At 60.1% G+C, this 13417-nt stretch carries 18 protein-coding genes; 11 read left to right on the forward strand and 7 right to left on the reverse strand.

Features of this window, described 5'->3' with window-relative positions:
- Both BFP92_RS12440 and BFP92_RS12445 read right to left on the reverse strand, forming a co-directional pair.
- Window positions 1–992 (reverse strand): ABC transporter permease (locus BFP92_RS12440; RefSeq protein WP_345788656.1); only part of this gene is annotated, 992 nt, incomplete at its 3' end.
- Window positions 992–1675 (reverse strand): ABC transporter ATP-binding protein, encoded by a 684-nt coding sequence (locus tag BFP92_RS12445; protein ID WP_017136140.1) that lies wholly within the window; start codon window positions 1673–1675, stop codon window positions 992–994. The genes BFP92_RS12445 and BFP92_RS12440, both read right to left, overlap by 1 nt.
- A gap of 10 nt (window positions 1676–1685) precedes the next feature.
- Here BFP92_RS12445 and BFP92_RS12450 point away from each other — a divergent pair, with 10 nt between their 5' ends.
- The 3 genes from BFP92_RS12450 to BFP92_RS12460 all read left to right on the forward strand — a co-directional run bounded on the left by BFP92_RS12450 (window position 1686) and on the right by BFP92_RS12460 (window position 3696).
- Window positions 1686–2291 carry an arylesterase gene (locus BFP92_RS12450; protein WP_065929720.1) on the forward strand — a complete coding sequence of 202 codons (606 nt, stop codon included), beginning with the start codon at window positions 1686–1688 and terminating at the stop codon, window positions 2289–2291.
- Window positions 2292–2349: 58 nt separating this feature from the next.
- The gene (locus tag BFP92_RS12455; protein WP_017136142.1) at window positions 2350–2640 is read left to right on the forward strand and encodes a hypothetical protein; all 291 of its coding nucleotides are present in this window, start codon (window positions 2350–2352) and stop codon (window positions 2638–2640) included.
- An 84-nt stretch (window positions 2641–2724) separates the two neighbouring features.
- Window positions 2725–3696 carry a L,D-transpeptidase family protein gene (locus BFP92_RS12460; RefSeq protein ID WP_065929721.1) on the forward strand — a complete coding sequence of 324 codons (972 nt, stop codon included), beginning with the start codon at window positions 2725–2727 and terminating at the stop codon, window positions 3694–3696.
- A 135-nt stretch (window positions 3697–3831) separates the two neighbouring features.
- On the opposite strand, the gene oprI is transcribed toward BFP92_RS12460, so the two are convergent.
- Window positions 3832–4083, reverse strand: coding sequence for an outer membrane lipoprotei OprI (gene oprI / locus BFP92_RS12465; protein ID WP_003172710.1), 252 nt, complete (start codon window positions 4081–4083; stop codon window positions 3832–3834).
- Window positions 4084–4705: 622 nt separating this feature from the next.
- Here oprI and BFP92_RS12470 point away from each other — a divergent pair.
- The gene (locus BFP92_RS12470) at window positions 4706–4987 is read left to right on the forward strand and encodes a GNAT family N-acetyltransferase (RefSeq protein ID WP_003189869.1); all 282 of its coding nucleotides are present in this window, start codon (window positions 4706–4708) and stop codon (window positions 4985–4987) included.
- Between the two features lie 103 nt (window positions 4988–5090).
- Here the strand turns inward: BFP92_RS12470 and BFP92_RS12475 are convergent, their stop codons facing one another.
- Together BFP92_RS12475 and BFP92_RS12480 are read right to left on the reverse strand one after the other, a co-directional pair.
- On the reverse strand, window positions 5091–6167 hold the full coding sequence (locus BFP92_RS12475) for a 3-deoxy-7-phosphoheptulonate synthase (protein ID WP_017136144.1): 1077 nt from the start codon (window positions 6165–6167) through the stop codon (window positions 5091–5093).
- Window positions 6168–6297: 130 nt separating this feature from the next.
- Window positions 6298–6732 carry a PilZ domain-containing protein gene (locus BFP92_RS12480; RefSeq protein WP_065929722.1) on the reverse strand — a complete coding sequence of 145 codons (435 nt, stop codon included), beginning with the start codon at window positions 6730–6732 and terminating at the stop codon, window positions 6298–6300.
- Between BFP92_RS12480 and BFP92_RS12485 the strand changes: the two genes are divergently transcribed.
- The 5 genes from BFP92_RS12485 to cysB all read left to right on the forward strand — a co-directional run bounded on the left by BFP92_RS12485 (window position 6731) and on the right by cysB (window position 10628).
- Window positions 6731–7117: a thioredoxin family protein gene (locus tag BFP92_RS12485; protein WP_065929723.1), complete on the forward strand. Its 387-nt coding sequence runs from the start codon at window positions 6731–6733 to the stop codon at window positions 7115–7117. The two genes, BFP92_RS12480 and BFP92_RS12485, sit on opposite strands and share 2 nt — an antisense overlap.
- On the forward strand, window positions 7114–8067 hold the full coding sequence (locus BFP92_RS12490) for a putative 2-dehydropantoate 2-reductase (RefSeq protein ID WP_056857189.1): 954 nt from the start codon (window positions 7114–7116) through the stop codon (window positions 8065–8067). The genes BFP92_RS12485 and BFP92_RS12490 overlap by 4 nt, the downstream gene beginning before the upstream one ends.
- Window positions 8068–8083: 16 nt before the next feature.
- Entirely contained in the window at window positions 8084–9001 is a 918-nt protein-coding gene (locus BFP92_RS12495) for a 5'-nucleotidase (protein WP_065929724.1), read from the forward strand.
- 48 nt (window positions 9002–9049) lie between these two features.
- Window positions 9050–9550: a universal stress protein gene (locus BFP92_RS12500; protein WP_065929725.1), complete on the forward strand. Its 501-nt coding sequence runs from the start codon at window positions 9050–9052 to the stop codon at window positions 9548–9550.
- 103 nt (window positions 9551–9653) lie between these two features.
- A complete protein-coding gene (cysB, locus tag BFP92_RS12505) occupies window positions 9654–10628 on the forward strand; it encodes an HTH-type transcriptional regulator CysB (protein WP_003189876.1) in 975 nt (324 codons plus the stop codon).
- Window positions 10629–10650: 22 nt separating this feature from the next.
- Here the strand turns inward: cysB and BFP92_RS12510 are convergent, their stop codons facing one another.
- Both BFP92_RS12510 and BFP92_RS12515 read right to left on the reverse strand, forming a co-directional pair.
- Window positions 10651–11133 (reverse strand): GreA/GreB family elongation factor, encoded by a 483-nt coding sequence (locus BFP92_RS12510; protein WP_065929735.1) that lies wholly within the window; start codon window positions 11131–11133, stop codon window positions 10651–10653.
- Window positions 11134–11138: 5 nt separating this feature from the next.
- Window positions 11139–11519, reverse strand: a complete 381-nt coding sequence (locus BFP92_RS12515; RefSeq protein WP_065929726.1) for a hypothetical protein — start codon at window positions 11517–11519, stop codon at window positions 11139–11141.
- Between the two features lie 132 nt (window positions 11520–11651).
- Here BFP92_RS12515 and earP point away from each other — a divergent pair, with 132 nt between their 5' ends.
- The gene (gene earP / locus BFP92_RS12520) at window positions 11652–12785 is read left to right on the forward strand and encodes an elongation factor P maturation arginine rhamnosyltransferase EarP (protein ID WP_065929727.1); all 1134 of its coding nucleotides are present in this window, start codon (window positions 11652–11654) and stop codon (window positions 12783–12785) included.
- 49 nt (window positions 12786–12834) lie between these two features.
- Window positions 12835–13407 (forward strand): elongation factor P, encoded by a 573-nt coding sequence (locus BFP92_RS12525; protein ID WP_003218698.1) that lies wholly within the window; start codon window positions 12835–12837, stop codon window positions 13405–13407.
- Window positions 13408–13417 lie beyond the last annotated feature (10 nt).

Consider the following 13417-nt stretch of genomic DNA (forward strand, 5'->3'; position numbering starts at 1 on the left):
CAGCCGAGCACGGCGCCGGTGAGGCTGGCCAACAGGCCCAGTACGCTCAATTGCAGGCTGAACAGCAGCATCGTTTCGCGGCGTGACAAGCCAAGGCAGCGCAACAGCGCGCTGGCGTCGAAACGGCGGCTGGCGAAGCGGTTGGCCGACAGCGCCACGGCCACGCCGGCCAGCAGCACTGCCACCAGGCTGGCCATGTTCAGGTAACGCTCGGCCTTGCCCAGGGCGCCGCCGATCTGCTGGTTGCCGTCACGCGAATCCTGCAGGCGCTGGTTGGCGGCAAGGCCCGGCTTGACCAGGTCGCGATAGGTTTGCAGCGCCGTGCTGCCCTGGGGCGCACGCCACAGTTCGCGATAGCTCACGCGGCTGCCGGGTTGCACCACGCCGGTGGCATCCAGGTCGGCGAGGTTGATCATCACGCGCGGCGTGAGGCTGTAGAAGTTACCGGCGCGGTCGGGCTCGTAGGTCAGGATATGCGTCAGTCGCAGGGTTTTCATGCCCACGTCGATGCTGTCGCCGACTTTGAGGTCCAGCGCGGTCAGCAGCCGGGCCTCTACCCAGGCTTCGCCTGGTTTGGGGCCGCCTCCCGCCGTTTCTGCGCCGAAGGGCTGCGTGGCGCTTTTGAGTTCGCCGCGCAACGGGTACTGCTCGTTGACCGCCTTGATGCTGGAGAGCTGGATGCCATTATCGGTAGCGATAACGCTGGAGAACTCAACAATGCGCGCGTGATCCAGGCCCAGCTCCGTCCCTGATCTGATTTGTTCGGGGCGGGCCGGCGAGCTGCCTTCGAGCACCAGGTCGGCACCGAGGAATTCGGTGGCCCGCAACAGCATGGCGCCGTTCAGGCGTGCACCGAAGTAGCCGATGGCGGTGCTGGCCGTGACCGCCACCAGCAGGGCGAAAAACAACACGCGCAATTCGCCTGCGCGGGCGTCGCGCAACAATTGACGCATGGCAAGGCTGAACAGGCGCAACAGCGGCAAACGTGCCATCAAGGCTCCAGGGGCGCGACCATCAGGCCGGCTTCAAGGCGGATCAGGCGTCGGCAACGATGGGCCAGGCGCTCGTCGTGGGTGACCAGCACCAGGGTCGTGCCGCTTTCCTTGTTGAGTTCGAACAGCAGGTCGCTGATGCGCTCGCCGGTGTGGCTGTCGAGGTTGCCGGTGGGTTCATCGGCAAACAGCACATCCGGTTCGGCGGCAAAGGCCCGGGCGATGGCGACGCGTTGCTGCTCGCCGCCGGATAGCTGGCGCGGCGAGTGGGTCAGGCGTTGGCCCAGGCCCACACGTTCCAGCAAGTGGGTGGCGCGCTCGCGGGCATCTTTGCGGCCGTCCAGTTCCAGCGGCAACATGACGTTTTCCAGCGCGTTGAGGCTGTCGAGCAGTTGGAATGACTGGAAGACAAACCCCACGTGCTCGGCGCGTATGCGCGCGCGCTGGTCTTCGTCGAGGGTGCTCAAGGCTTGCCCGGCCAGGGTGACTTCACCGCTGCTGGGCAGATCGAGGCCGGCCAGCAGGCCGAGGAGGGTGGATTTGCCGGAACCGGAGCTGCCGACGATAGCCAGGCTATCGCCCTTGTTCAGTTCCAGGCTCAGTTCGTGCAGGATAGTCAGTTCACCTTCCGCGCTGGGAACCACTTTGCTAAGGTTCCGCGCGGTGAGAATGCTTGCGCCCATGGAGAATCCGATGCGAATGTGGTTTTTGAGTGCTGGCCTGGCCTTGATGTGCATGGCCCAGAACGCAGCGGCGGGTACAGTCCTGATCGTTGGCGATAGTATCAGTGCCGGTTTCGGGCTGGATACCAGCAAAGGGTGGGTAGCGTTGCTGGGACAACGGCTCAAGAGCGAAGGTTTCGACGATAAAGTGGTCAACGCCTCCATCAGTGGTGACACCAGTGCCGGAGGCCTGGCGCGGCTGCCGGCGGCGCTTGCAGAGCATAAACCGGATGTGGTGATTCTCGAGTTGGGCGGCAATGACGGCCTGCGTGGGCAGCCGCCAGCGCAATTGAAACAAAATCTTGCGTCGATGATTGACCAGTCCAGGGCCGGTGGTGCCAAGGTGCTGTTGCTGGGGATGCAGTTACCGCCTAACTACGGCCCGAAATACACCACGGCGTTTGCTGAGGTCTACGGTGCGTTGGCCAAGGAAAAAAACATCCCGTTGGTGCCGTTTTTCCTTGAAGGCGTGGGCGGTCATCCCGAATTGATGCAAGCCGACCTGGTTCACCCGGCAGTCGGTGCACAGGGCAAGTTGCTGGAAAATGTCTGGCCGACGCTAAAACCGCTGCTATGACGCTTTTCTACCGGCAGGCTTTCGGCTAAGGTGGCGCCCCCCCGATCTGGAGCCCCCGATGTCGCGCCCTGCCTGGTCCCTGTTCAACTACCAACTGATCGAGCCTGATGAGCAGCTGGATCTGTTCGCCTGCCAGGAAGTCCGGGTGCATCTGGTCGCGCGTCAACTGGAGTTGGGTGGCTCGATCGACCGCACGCTTTGCGGCACGTTATTGCCGGCGCAACCACGCTGGTCGTCGGTGGATCGTGCTATTTTTCAGGACCAGCGCCTGTGCCCGCTGTGCCGGGCGATTCTCGAATCGCAAAAGCGTGGCACGCCGCTGATCTGGCCCGAGCTGCGCTTCGAGTAGCAGTGGGGCAGGTTGATGCCTGGATCGCGCTTCACGTATACAATCAGTGTTTTCCTACCCGTCGTTCTGCGAAGGATTTTCCGGATGTTGTCGCGCCTTTCCGTCGTTACCTGCTGCCTGTCTCTTGCTGCCCTGTGTGCAGCCGGTTCCGCCTCAGCCTTGCAGTTGCCCTTGCCGCCGCCGGGTGAAGACATCGTCGGTCAGGTCCAGGTGATCAAGGCCAAGTACGAAGACACCTTCGCCGACCTGGGCACCACCTATGACCTGGGCTATTCGGAAATGGTCGCGGCCAACCCCGGCGTGGATGCCTGGTTGCCGGGTGCGGGCACCGAGATCGTGCTGCCCACGCGGTTCATTCTGCCGCCCGGCCCGCGCGAAGGCATCGTGATCAACCTGGCGGAATACCGGCTCTATTACTATCCAAAGGGCCAGAACGTGGTGTACACCTTCCCGTTGGGCATTGGCCGTGAGGGCTGGGGTTCGCCGGTCGCGCACACCACCATTACCGGCAAGATCCCCAACCCGACCTGGACCCCGCCAGCGTCCATCAAGGCCGAGCACGCCGCCAATGGCGACCCGCTGCCCAACGTAGTGCCGGCCGGGCCGGATAACCCGCTGGGGCCATTCAAGTTCACCTTGGGCACGCCGGGTTACCTGATCCACGGTTCGAACATGAAATTTGGTATCGGCACGCGTACAAGCCACGGCTGCTTCCGCATGTTCAATAACAACGTGCTGGAGATGGCCGACATGGTGCCGGTCGGTACATCGGTGCGCATCATCAACGATGCCTACAAGTTCGGCAGCAGTGGCGGCAAGGTCTATCTTGAGGCGCATACGCCGTTGAACGACGATGGCACGCCTTCGGTGGTCGACAAGCACACCGCCGTCATCAATGCCCTGCTCAAGCGCGAAGACCTGGCCAACAATTTGCGCGTCAATTGGGATCAGGTGCGTGACGTGGTGGCCGCCGAAGATGGCCTGCCCACCGAGATTGGTGTACCGGGTGCCGGCACACCGGTGGTGTCGAGCACGCCAGTCGATCTGCAGCAATAAGCCTGTTCGATCACAAGCCCGCCCAGGCCTTGCGCTGCGGCGGGCTTTTTATTGCGCCGGATTCAGGGCTGAATGCCGGGCAATAAAAAAGCCGATCCAAGAATGGATCGGCTTGATAACAACCCCGAAGGATTATTACTTGCGGCTTGCTTTTTCAAGCATGCGCAGAGCGCGCTCGTTAGCTTCGTCAGCAGTCTGTTGTGCTTTTTGAGCAGCAGCCAGCGCTTCATCAGCTTTACGGTAGGCTTCGTCTGCACGAGCCTGGGAGCGAGCTGCTGCGTCTTCAGTTGCAGTCAGACGAGCTTCGGTTTCTTTGGAGACGCTGCTGCAACCGGTAGCCAGAACTGCGGCCAGAGCCAGAGCAGAGAATTTCAGAACGTTGTTCATCGTGTTCCCCTTCAAGGACTTTCTATTAAATGGCTACTTTCTCAGGGTGAGCTGATAGCCGGCGTACATACTACTCATTACTTGTAGTAAGTAAACTGACGTAGCGCAAGAAGCAAAAAAAATTCTTGTGCCGTATCTATTTTGGCTAATCTTTTGGAGGTTTGTATAAAAACTGTCCAGAAATTTTCATTTCGGCGGGAACTGGAACCTACCTGAGAGGTCCGGCCAGACTGTATCCGGCTGGGTAAGCAGGTGTAAATTTATATATCTACGATGACACTTTTTTTCGGTGGGTCTTTGCCTGGCCCGGCATCTTTTGCGCATGTAGGCGCATCTAGAGGTGACTTTAAGAGCGGTAGTTCGTCTCAAGCTTCAACTGCCGGCAATGTTCAGGCTATCGATCATTGATTGATCGAAGCCCTTTCTGTAACCGCCAGCGGCAAGGGATGACGAGTGCGCCTTGAGCTATTGCAGCATTGGTGCCTACTATTCTCTACGTGCTGGTTGTGAGCGCTATAGGTTTTCTCGTTGTCGAAACCGGCACGGGGTGGCGTAGATGTTCCTTCGCCGGAAAAACATCGGTAAGGTAGGGGTCGAAATCCAAGACCCGCGAGGAGTAGTGATGAGCGAGGCGTTGTCCATCCACCATGACCAGGCTGGTCATCAGTTCGAGACCAATGTGGACGGTCATCGTGCCTATCTGACCTATATGGACCTGGGCAAACAGACCCTGGACATCTATCGCACCTTCGTGCCCAACGCATTGCGCGGGCGCGGCATTGCTGCTGCGTTGACCGAGGAAGCGTTGAAGTTCGCCGAAGAGGCTGGGTACACCGTGATCCCTTCGTGCTCTTACGTAGAGCGCTACATGGAGCGCCACCAGCGCCATGCCGCGAAGCTCTGAATAGGCGGGACGCGGAGTGTCCATGGCTGCATTCCCACGCAGAGCGTGGGAACGATCAAAAACGCCGGGCTAAGCCCGGCGTTTTTGTGTGTGCAGTTTAAGGTCAGGTGCGTTTGCGCTTGGGCAACACGTCCTTGAGCTTGGCATGCATGCTGCGCAGGGTGGTCTCGGTGGCGGACCAATCGATGCAGGCATCGGTGATCGACACGCCGTACTGCAAGTCGGCCAGGTCTTTTGGAATCGACTGGCAACCCCAGTTCAGGTGGCTTTCGACCATCAAACCGATAATCGACTGGTTGCCTTCGAGAATCTGGTTGGCGACGTTTTCCATCACCAGCGGTTGCAGGGCCGGGTCCTTGTTGGAGTTGGCGTGGCTGCAGTCGACCATGATGTTCGGCTTGATCCTGGCCTTGTTCAGCGCCTGTTCGCACAGCGCCACGCTGACCGAATCATAGTTGGGCTTGCCGTTGCCGCCGCGCAATACCACGTGGCCATAGGCGTTGCCCTTGGTGGTGACGATGGACACGCCACCTTCCTGGTTGATACCCAGGAAGCGGTGCGGGCTGGACACCGATTGCAGGGCGTTGATCGCAACCGTCAGGCCGCCATCGGTGCCGTTCTTGAAGCCCACGGCCGACGACAGGCCGGACGCCATTTCGCGGTGGGTCTGGGACTCGGTGGTGCGTGCGCCGATGGCCGACCAGCTGATCAGGTCCTGCAGGTACTGCGGGGAGATCGGGTCCAGCGCTTCGGTCGCGGTCGGCAGGCCCATTTCGGCCAGGTCCAGCAGCAATTGACGACCGATATGCAAGCCGTCCTGAATCTTGAACGAGTCGTCCAGGTACGGGTCGTTGATCAAACCTTTCCAGCCGACGGTGGTGCGTGGTTTCTCGAAATAGACGCGCATCACCAGGTACAAAGTGTCGGACACTTCAGCCGCCAGCACTTTAAGGCGCTCGGCGTATTCGTGGGCGGCCTTGAGGTCATGGATCGAGCAGGGGCCGATCACTACGAAAAGGCGGTGGTCGGTGCCGTCGAGAATGTCACGAATGACTTCGCGGCCCTTGGTCACGGTCTGCAGGGCAGCATCGCTCAAAGGGATTTCGCGCTTGAGCTGATCAGGGGTGATCAGGGTCTCGTTGGATTCGACGTTAAGGTCATTGATCGGTAAATCAGCCATCGTGTTACTCGCCAGGGTCACGGGTGCCGGCCGCCAGCTATCCCCGTGCGGCGGGCACAGCATGATTTGAATGCAGGGGGGAGGAACCTTAGCGCGTAACACGGGGCCGCGACAATGGGCAAAGCCGGCTTTAATCCAGCACCGGCGCCACAAAGGTGTCGTGGGCGAACTCACCGGCATGACGCGAAACCCACTCACGGGCCATGGTCTCTAGCTGGGCAGGGGTTGGCTCGGCGTCTTCGTGCAGGCGGCAGTAGCGTTCGATCTGGCACACTTGCTCGCCCATGCGCGCACCGAACAAGGCATGTTCATCGGTAAAGGAAATGCCGATACGGTAGCCATTTTCGACTTTGCGACACCAGGCTACATAGCCCGGATAACGGGCGCTGGCGCCCAGGGACGGGATACGCAGATCAACCGCCGTGCCCTGGCGCCAGGCACGCGGGCAATTGCAGGCGACGCCGCCCAGGCCGATAGTGTGCAGGCGTTGGCGGGGAATAGCGGGGGCGGGACGTTGGATTAACTCGACAGCGACATCATCAGGGTGAGGTAAAAAACGACCCATGTACACGGACTCCGAGCACCGTCCAATTGACGGCAGTGGCAGCAGTATAGTGAAGGAACTGGAATTGACCGACCTGGATATTGACCAGCAATTGCTGGGATTGCCAGGTATTTCGCTGCTGGTGTTTACCAGCGCAGGCTGTTCCAGTTGCCGTTGGGCACGCCAGCAACTGCCCGGCTGGAGGTTGCCGGTTGAGCGCGTGTGCTGGGTGGATGCCGGGCACAACGGCGGTGCGGTCGAACGCTACCAGATCTTTCATTTGCCTGCGTTGTTCCTCGTGTGCGAGGGTCAATTCCTTGGGCAATTACACACGCGTCTTACCCAGCCCGAGCTTGCGGACGCGATTAATCAAGCACTTACCCGTACTCCAGAGGATCTGCCATGACCCCCCAGTCGCCCCGCATCGGCATTATCGGCACCGGTGCCATCGGTGGTTTCTACGGCCTGATGCTGGCGCGCGCCGGGTTCGATGTGCACTTTCTGTTGCGCAGCGAATACGCGGCGGTCGCCGAGCACGGCCTGCACCTCAACAGTACCTTGCACGGCAAGCTGCACCTGCACCCGGTGCAGGCCTATGCCCAGGCTGCCGATATGCCGGCGTGCGATTGGCTGCTGGTCGGCACCAAATCCACCGGCAACGTGGAGCTGGCCCCGACCCTTGCCCAGGTTGCCGCACCGGGCGCCAAGGTGGTACTCCTGCAAAACGGCCTCGACGTTGAAGACAGCCTGCGCGAACACCTGCCAGCGTCGCTGCACCTGTTGGGCGGCCTGTGTTACATCGGCGTGCATCGTTCCGGGCCGGGTGTCGTCGAGCATCAGGCGCTGGGCCGCGTGAATCTTGGCTACCACAGTGGCACGGCGGCCGATGATGAGGCGCAGCAGAAAGCCATTGTCGAGGAGGGCGCCGCGCTGTTTCATCAGGCCGGCATCGAGTCCCAGGCCATGGCCAATGTGCACCAGGCGCGGTGGCATAAGTTGGTCTGGAATGTGCCGTTCAATGGCCTCTCGGTGTTGCTGGGCACCGGCACCAGCGCGATGATGGCCGATGAGTCCAGCCGCGAACTGATCCAGGCCCTGATGACTGAAGTGGTGAAGGGCGCCCATGCCTGCGGCCATGAAATTCCCGGCAGTTACGTCGAGCAAATGCTCACCATGACCGACACTATGGCTGACTACCTGCCCAGCATGTACCACGACCACGTGCACAAACGCCCACTGGAACTGGCAGCGATCTACGCTCGGCCATTGGCCGCTGCCAAAGCGGCGGGCTGCGAATTGCCACGCATGCAGGCGCTCTACCAGGCCTTGAGTTTTATTGATCGGCGCAACCGCTGATTCGGGGAGAAATACCATGGCGAAAGGATTGGGCGACAAACTGGTGCTGGCGATTTCGTCGCGGGCACTGTTCGACCTGAGCGACAGCCACAAGGTCTACCTGACCGAAGGGGTGGAGGCGTATCGCAAATACCAGATCGAACACGAGGAAGAAACCCTCGAACCCGGCGACGCCTTCCCGTTGGTCAAGAAGCTCCTGAGCCTCAACGCCAGCCTCGGGCGTGCCCGCGTCGAAGTGGTGTTGGTGTCACGCAACAGCGCCGACACCGGTTTGCGCGTGTTCAATTCGATCCAGCATTACGAGCTGGATATTTCCCGCGCCGCTTTCGTCGGTGGGCGTAGTCCCTATCCTTATTTGGCCGCGTTTGGTTGCCATCTGTTTCTATCCACCCATGCTGAAGATGTGCGCAGCGCCCTGGACGCAGGTTTCGCTGCGGCGACGATTTTGTCGGGCGGCGCACGCCGGGCATCGAGTGAAGAACTGCGCATTGCATTTGACGGCGATGCGGTACTGTTTTCCGATGAATCCGAGCGGGTGTATCAAACCGGTGGGATAGCGGCGTTTCATGCCAGTGAGCGCGAGTCGGCACGCGAGCCTTTGCACGGCGGCCCGTTCAAGGGCTTCCTGGCAGCGCTCAACCTGTTGCAGCGCGAGTTTGCGGACGACGCCTGCCCGATCCGCACCGCCCTGGTCACTGCGCGTTCGGCGCCGTCCCATGAGCGGGTGATTCGCACCTTGCGCGAATGGGACATCCGCCTGGATGAGTCGCTGTTCCTTGGCGGCCTGGAGAAATCCGCGTTTTTGGAAGCGTTCGCCGCCGATGTGTTTTTTGATGACCAGGCCGGTCATTGTGAGAAAGCCAGGGAGGTGGTGACCACCGGCCATGTGCCCCATGGCATCAGCAATGAGTTGAAAATCCAGAGCGAGCACTAGCTGCTAAGCTCAATCAATCCCCGCCATCCTGGCAGTCCAGGAGGTTCTATGATTCGTTCGATGCTGTATGCCACGGACCTCGGTCTGTATGCGCCGTATGTCATGCAACATGCGCTGGCGCTGGCCCGAACGTTCAAGGCGGATTTGTATGTGATCCATGTGGTTGAGCCGATCGGGTTGTTCGCCGAATCGGTGTTGCAAAGCTACCTTGATGAGAAGGCCCTGAGTGAATGGCAGAGCCAGGGCCTGAACACGGTGATGGCGACCATCGAGCAACGGGTGCTCGACAGTTTCCGCGAGGAGTTGGGGGAGGGCGAGCAAGACCTGCAGTTGATTCGCTCGGTGCGCGTGATCCAGGGGGACCCGTGCGAGGTGATTCTCGACCAGCTGCGTAAACTTTCCGTTGACCTGTTGATCGTAGGTAGTCATAGCCACGCAACCGCGGCCGCCACACCGCTTGGGCGCACGGCGGCGCGGGTGCTGCAACTGGCCACAGTGCCGGTTTACATGGTGCCGTCGCTGCAGCGTCGACGCAGTGATGACGCGTGATGGGTGAAAACGATAAAAAGTTCTAGATTTATCTGTCTGACCTTTAATATAGTTATATACCGTCGCTGATACCCGTGGCGTCTATCCGCTTTGAGGGACATATATGAAGCTTCAACAACTGCGCTACATCTGGGAAGTGGCGCACCACGACCTCAACGTTTCCGCTACCGCTCAAAGCCTTTACACCTCGCAACCGGGTATCAGCAAGCAGATCCGCCTGCTCGAAGACGAGCTGGGCGTCGAAGTGTTCGCGCGCAGCGGCAAGCACCTGACCCGAGTCACCCCGGCCGGTGAGCGCATCATCACCACCGCCGGCGAGATCCTGCGCAAAGTCGAAAGCATCAAGCAGATCGCCCAGGAATTCTCCAACGAGAAGAAAGGCACCCTGTCTATCGCCACCACCCACACCCAGGCGCGTTATGCCTTGCCGCCGGTGATCCGTGATTTCATCAAACAATATCCCGATGTGGCCCTGCACATGCACCAGGGTTCGCCGATGCAGATCGCCGAGATGGCCGCTGACGGCACCGTCGATTTTGCCATCGCCACCGAAGCCCTTGAGCTGTTCGGCGACCTGGTGATGATGCCGTGCTACCGCTGGAACCGTTGCGTGGTCGTGCCCCAGGGCCACCCGTTGGCCAAGCTGCCGAAGCTGACCCTTGAAGCCCTGGCTGAATACCCGATCGTCACTTACGTGTTCGGCTTTACCGGCCGTTCCAAGCTTGATGAAGCCTTCAGTCATCGCGGCCTCACGCCTAAAGTGGTGTTCACCGCCGCCGACGCCGACGTGATCAAGACCTACGTGCGTCTGGGCCTGGGCGTGGGCATCGTCGCCAAGATGGCGGTCGACACCAACCTCGATAAAGACCTGGTGGTACTCGACGCCAGCGAGCTGTTCGAGTCCAGCGTGACCAAGATCGGCTTCCGCCGTGGCACCTTCCTGCGGGGTTTCATGTGCGACTTCATCGAGAAGTTTGCGCCGCACCTGACCCGTGAAGTCATGGCCAAGGCCATCCAGTGCCATAACAAGCAGGAACTGGAAGAGCTGTTTGACGGGGTTGAATTGCCCGTACACTGATATTGGTTATTGCAGGAGTGGTTTATTTGGCCTCGGTAACCGTAAAGTGTTGCCGGGCGCCCGCCACCAGAATCTCCACCTCATCGCCTTCGAACTTGCCCAGCAGGCTTTTGCCCAGAGGCGAGCGCGGGGTGATGACGGTCACCGGCTGGCCCACCACATCGACTTTCAAGCCGGCTGCATCCGGCGCCAGGAACAGCCACTGCTGGCGGCTGTTCTCGTCCTCCAGGCCCAGTAGCGTGCCGACCTCTATCCCGCGTTGATCATCGTAGGCGCGTAGTTGCAGGTTCTGGCACAACGCCAGCGCTTGCTTGATCTCTTCGACGCGTTTGGCTTGCCCGGCCGCGAGGTAGGAAGCTTCCAGCCCCAAGGTGTCGTACTTGTTCTCCGCGATGTTTTCTTCGTGGGTCGCGGTTTCGTAGGCGGTCTGTGCGGCGCGTTGGGCGATATCCAGGTCCAGGGCGAGTTTGTCCAGGATCAACTGGAGCACGGCGTGTTTATTCATGGTCATCAATCGCAGAATTGCAGGACATTCGCCTTGCTCTTTTCATTGGGCGCGTTCTGGTCTTGTTGCAGCCAGAACTGGCATTTGGGGTTGGACAGGTTGCGCGCATTGTTGCGCGCCTGGTCCAGGGTTTGTTGCTGTTCCTGTTTGCGCAGGTTCTCGGTGTACTGCTCGAACATACGGTTGGGCGGCTCCGGCGCCACAGCGGCCGGTTTGCCCATTTGTTGAACGGCTTGTTGAACCGCTTGAGCCACGGGGGCGACGCTTTGCGGGAACAGGTAGCGCGAGGCCAGCCAGGCGGTCAGCACGATGGCGATAAACCCCAGCCACAGGCCAAAAGCCACGGCAGCACTGAGCTTGAACAGCGACAACGGACGTTCGGACATGTTGGCCTCCTGGCAGGCATTGATGGCGTGGCGGCGATTGTCGCACAGCCACTGTGCAGAATAATCGCGATCAAGCCTTCTGCATCGGCGCATTTATGCGGACAATCGAGCCTTTGAAGGTTGGAGCCCGGAATGAAAGCCCGCTGGGATATTTTTTGCAGCGTCGTCGACAACTACGGCGACATCGGCGTGACCTGGCGCCTGGCCCGGCAGTTGGTGGTGGAACACGGGTGCGAAGTGCGCTTGTGGGTCGACGACCTGCGCGCCTTCGAGCGCATGTGCCCCGAAATCGATGTGCAGCTCGATCAGCAATGGCAGGAGGGCGTTGAAGTGCGCCACTGGCCGGCCGACTGGCCGCAGACGCAACCTGCCGACGTGGTGATTGCCGCCTTCGCTTGCCAGTTGCCTCCCGATTATATGGAAGCCATGGCGGCGTGCGAACGCACGCCGTTGTGGATGAACCTGGATTACCTCAGCGCCGAAGATTGGGTGGTGGGTTGCCACCGCCTGCCGTCGGTGAAGTTCAAGGGCGTGCAGAAGTACTTCTTCTTTCCGGGGTTTCGTCCGGGCACGGGCGGGCTTTTGCGTGAAGGCGGGTTGTTGGAGCAGCGTCAGGCATTTCAGCAAGACGGCGCAGCACAACAACAATTCCTACAGTCCATAGGCGTCTTTCCGGCAGCCGGTGCGCGGCTGATGTCGTTGTTTGCCTATGAAAATGCCGGGCTCGCCAGCTGGCTGGACGTGTTGGCGACGGATGGGCATGCCACTCATCTGTTGGTGCCGGAAGGCCGCATCCTCGGCGACGTGCAGCGCTGGCTCGGTGTCGAGGCGCTGGCGGTGGGCGATGTGCATCAACGCGCGGCGCTGACCGTGCAGGTGCTGCCGTTCGTGCGCCAGGAGCAATACGACCGCCTGCTGTGGTGCTGCGACTTCAACGCCGTGCGCGGCGAAGACTCGTTCGTGCGTGCCCAATGGGCGGGGCGGCCGTTGCTGTGGCACATCTACCGCCAGGACGAAGACATCCACCTGGACAAGCTCGACGCCTTTCTGGCGCTGTACACTGCCGCCTTGTCGCCCGCCGCCAAGGTCGCTGTGGTGACCCTGTGGCAAGCCTGGAACGCTGATGGCGATATGGCTCAAGCGTGGAAAATGCTCATGGAACACTGGCCGCAGGTACACCTGCACGCGCAAACCTGGTGTCTGGAACAGGGCTTGCAGGCCGATCTTGCGACGGCGCTGGTACAGTTTTATGAAAGTTGGATATGATACGCCACCTTGAATTTTGTAAATCCCATCCAAATTTCGGATATATGCAATGAAAACTGGTAAAGAACTGAAACCCGGTACAGTGATCCGTCTCGAAAACGACCCTTGGCTGGTTCAGAAAGCTGAGTTCACCAAGTCTGGTCGTAACAGCGCAATCATGAAGACCAAGCTGAAGAACCTGCTGACCGGTTACAAGACCGAGATCGTTTACAGCGCCGATGACAAACTGGACGACGTGATCCTCGACCGCAAAGAAGCGACCCTGTCCTTCATCAGCGGCGACACCTACACGTTCATGGACACCACCGACTACACCATGTACGAGCTGAACGCTGAAGATATCGAAGCTGTTCTGCCGTTCGTGGAAGAAGGCATGGAAGACGTCTGCGAAGCGATCTTCTTCGAAGACCGTCTGGTTTCCGTAGAGCTGCCGACCACCATCGTGCGTAAAGTTGCCTACACCGAAGGTTCCGCTCGCGGCGACACTTCGGGCAAGGTGATGAAGCCTGCCAAACTGGCTAACGGTACCGAGCTGCAGGTTGCTGATTTTATCGAAATCGACGACCTGATCGAGATCGACACCCGTGAAGGTGGTTCGTACAAAGGTCGCGCCAAGAAGTAATTCTGGCCAA

The sequence above is a fragment of the Pseudomonas sp. 58 R 3 genome (assembly GCF_900006605.1).
In the GTDB taxonomy this organism is placed as follows: domain Bacteria; phylum Pseudomonadota; class Gammaproteobacteria; order Pseudomonadales; family Pseudomonadaceae; genus Aquipseudomonas; species Aquipseudomonas salomonii.

Bases quoted from the DNA above. Each gene is read 5' to 3' on its own strand.
- BFP92_RS12445 (WP_017136140.1), bottom strand. From the start codon at position 1,675: ATGGGCGCAAGCATTCTCACCGCGCGGAACCTTAGCAAAGTGGTTCCC.
- BFP92_RS12450 (WP_065929720.1), top strand. From the start codon at position 1,686: ATGCGAATGTGGTTTTTGAGTGCTGGCCTGGCCTTGATGTGCATGGCC.
- BFP92_RS12455 (WP_017136142.1), top strand. From the start codon at position 2,350: ATGTCGCGCCCTGCCTGGTCCCTGTTCAACTACCAACTGATCGAGCCT.
- BFP92_RS12460 (WP_065929721.1), top strand. From the start codon at position 2,725: ATGTTGTCGCGCCTTTCCGTCGTTACCTGCTGCCTGTCTCTTGCTGCC.
- oprI (WP_003172710.1), bottom strand. From the start codon at position 4,083: ATGAACAACGTTCTGAAATTCTCTGCTCTGGCTCTGGCCGCAGTTCTG.
- BFP92_RS12470 (WP_003189869.1), top strand. From the start codon at position 4,706: ATGAGCGAGGCGTTGTCCATCCACCATGACCAGGCTGGTCATCAGTTC.
- BFP92_RS12475 (WP_017136144.1), bottom strand. From the start codon at position 6,167: ATGGCTGATTTACCGATCAATGACCTTAACGTCGAATCCAACGAGACC.
- BFP92_RS12485 (WP_065929723.1), top strand. From the start codon at position 6,731: ATGTACACGGACTCCGAGCACCGTCCAATTGACGGCAGTGGCAGCAGT.
- BFP92_RS12480 (WP_065929722.1), bottom strand. From the start codon at position 6,732: ATGGGTCGTTTTTTACCTCACCCTGATGATGTCGCTGTCGAGTTAATC.
- BFP92_RS12490 (WP_056857189.1), top strand. From the start codon at position 7,114: ATGACCCCCCAGTCGCCCCGCATCGGCATTATCGGCACCGGTGCCATC.
- BFP92_RS12495 (WP_065929724.1), top strand. From the start codon at position 8,084: ATGGCGAAAGGATTGGGCGACAAACTGGTGCTGGCGATTTCGTCGCGG.
- BFP92_RS12500 (WP_065929725.1), top strand. From the start codon at position 9,050: ATGATTCGTTCGATGCTGTATGCCACGGACCTCGGTCTGTATGCGCCG.
- cysB (WP_003189876.1), top strand. From the start codon at position 9,654: ATGAAGCTTCAACAACTGCGCTACATCTGGGAAGTGGCGCACCACGAC.
- BFP92_RS12510 (WP_065929735.1), bottom strand. From the start codon at position 11,133: ATGAATAAACACGCCGTGCTCCAGTTGATCCTGGACAAACTCGCCCTG.
- BFP92_RS12515 (WP_065929726.1), bottom strand. From the start codon at position 11,519: ATGTCCGAACGTCCGTTGTCGCTGTTCAAGCTCAGTGCTGCCGTGGCT.
- earP (WP_065929727.1), top strand. From the start codon at position 11,652: ATGAAAGCCCGCTGGGATATTTTTTGCAGCGTCGTCGACAACTACGGC.
- BFP92_RS12525 (WP_003218698.1), top strand. From the start codon at position 12,835: ATGAAAACTGGTAAAGAACTGAAACCCGGTACAGTGATCCGTCTCGAA.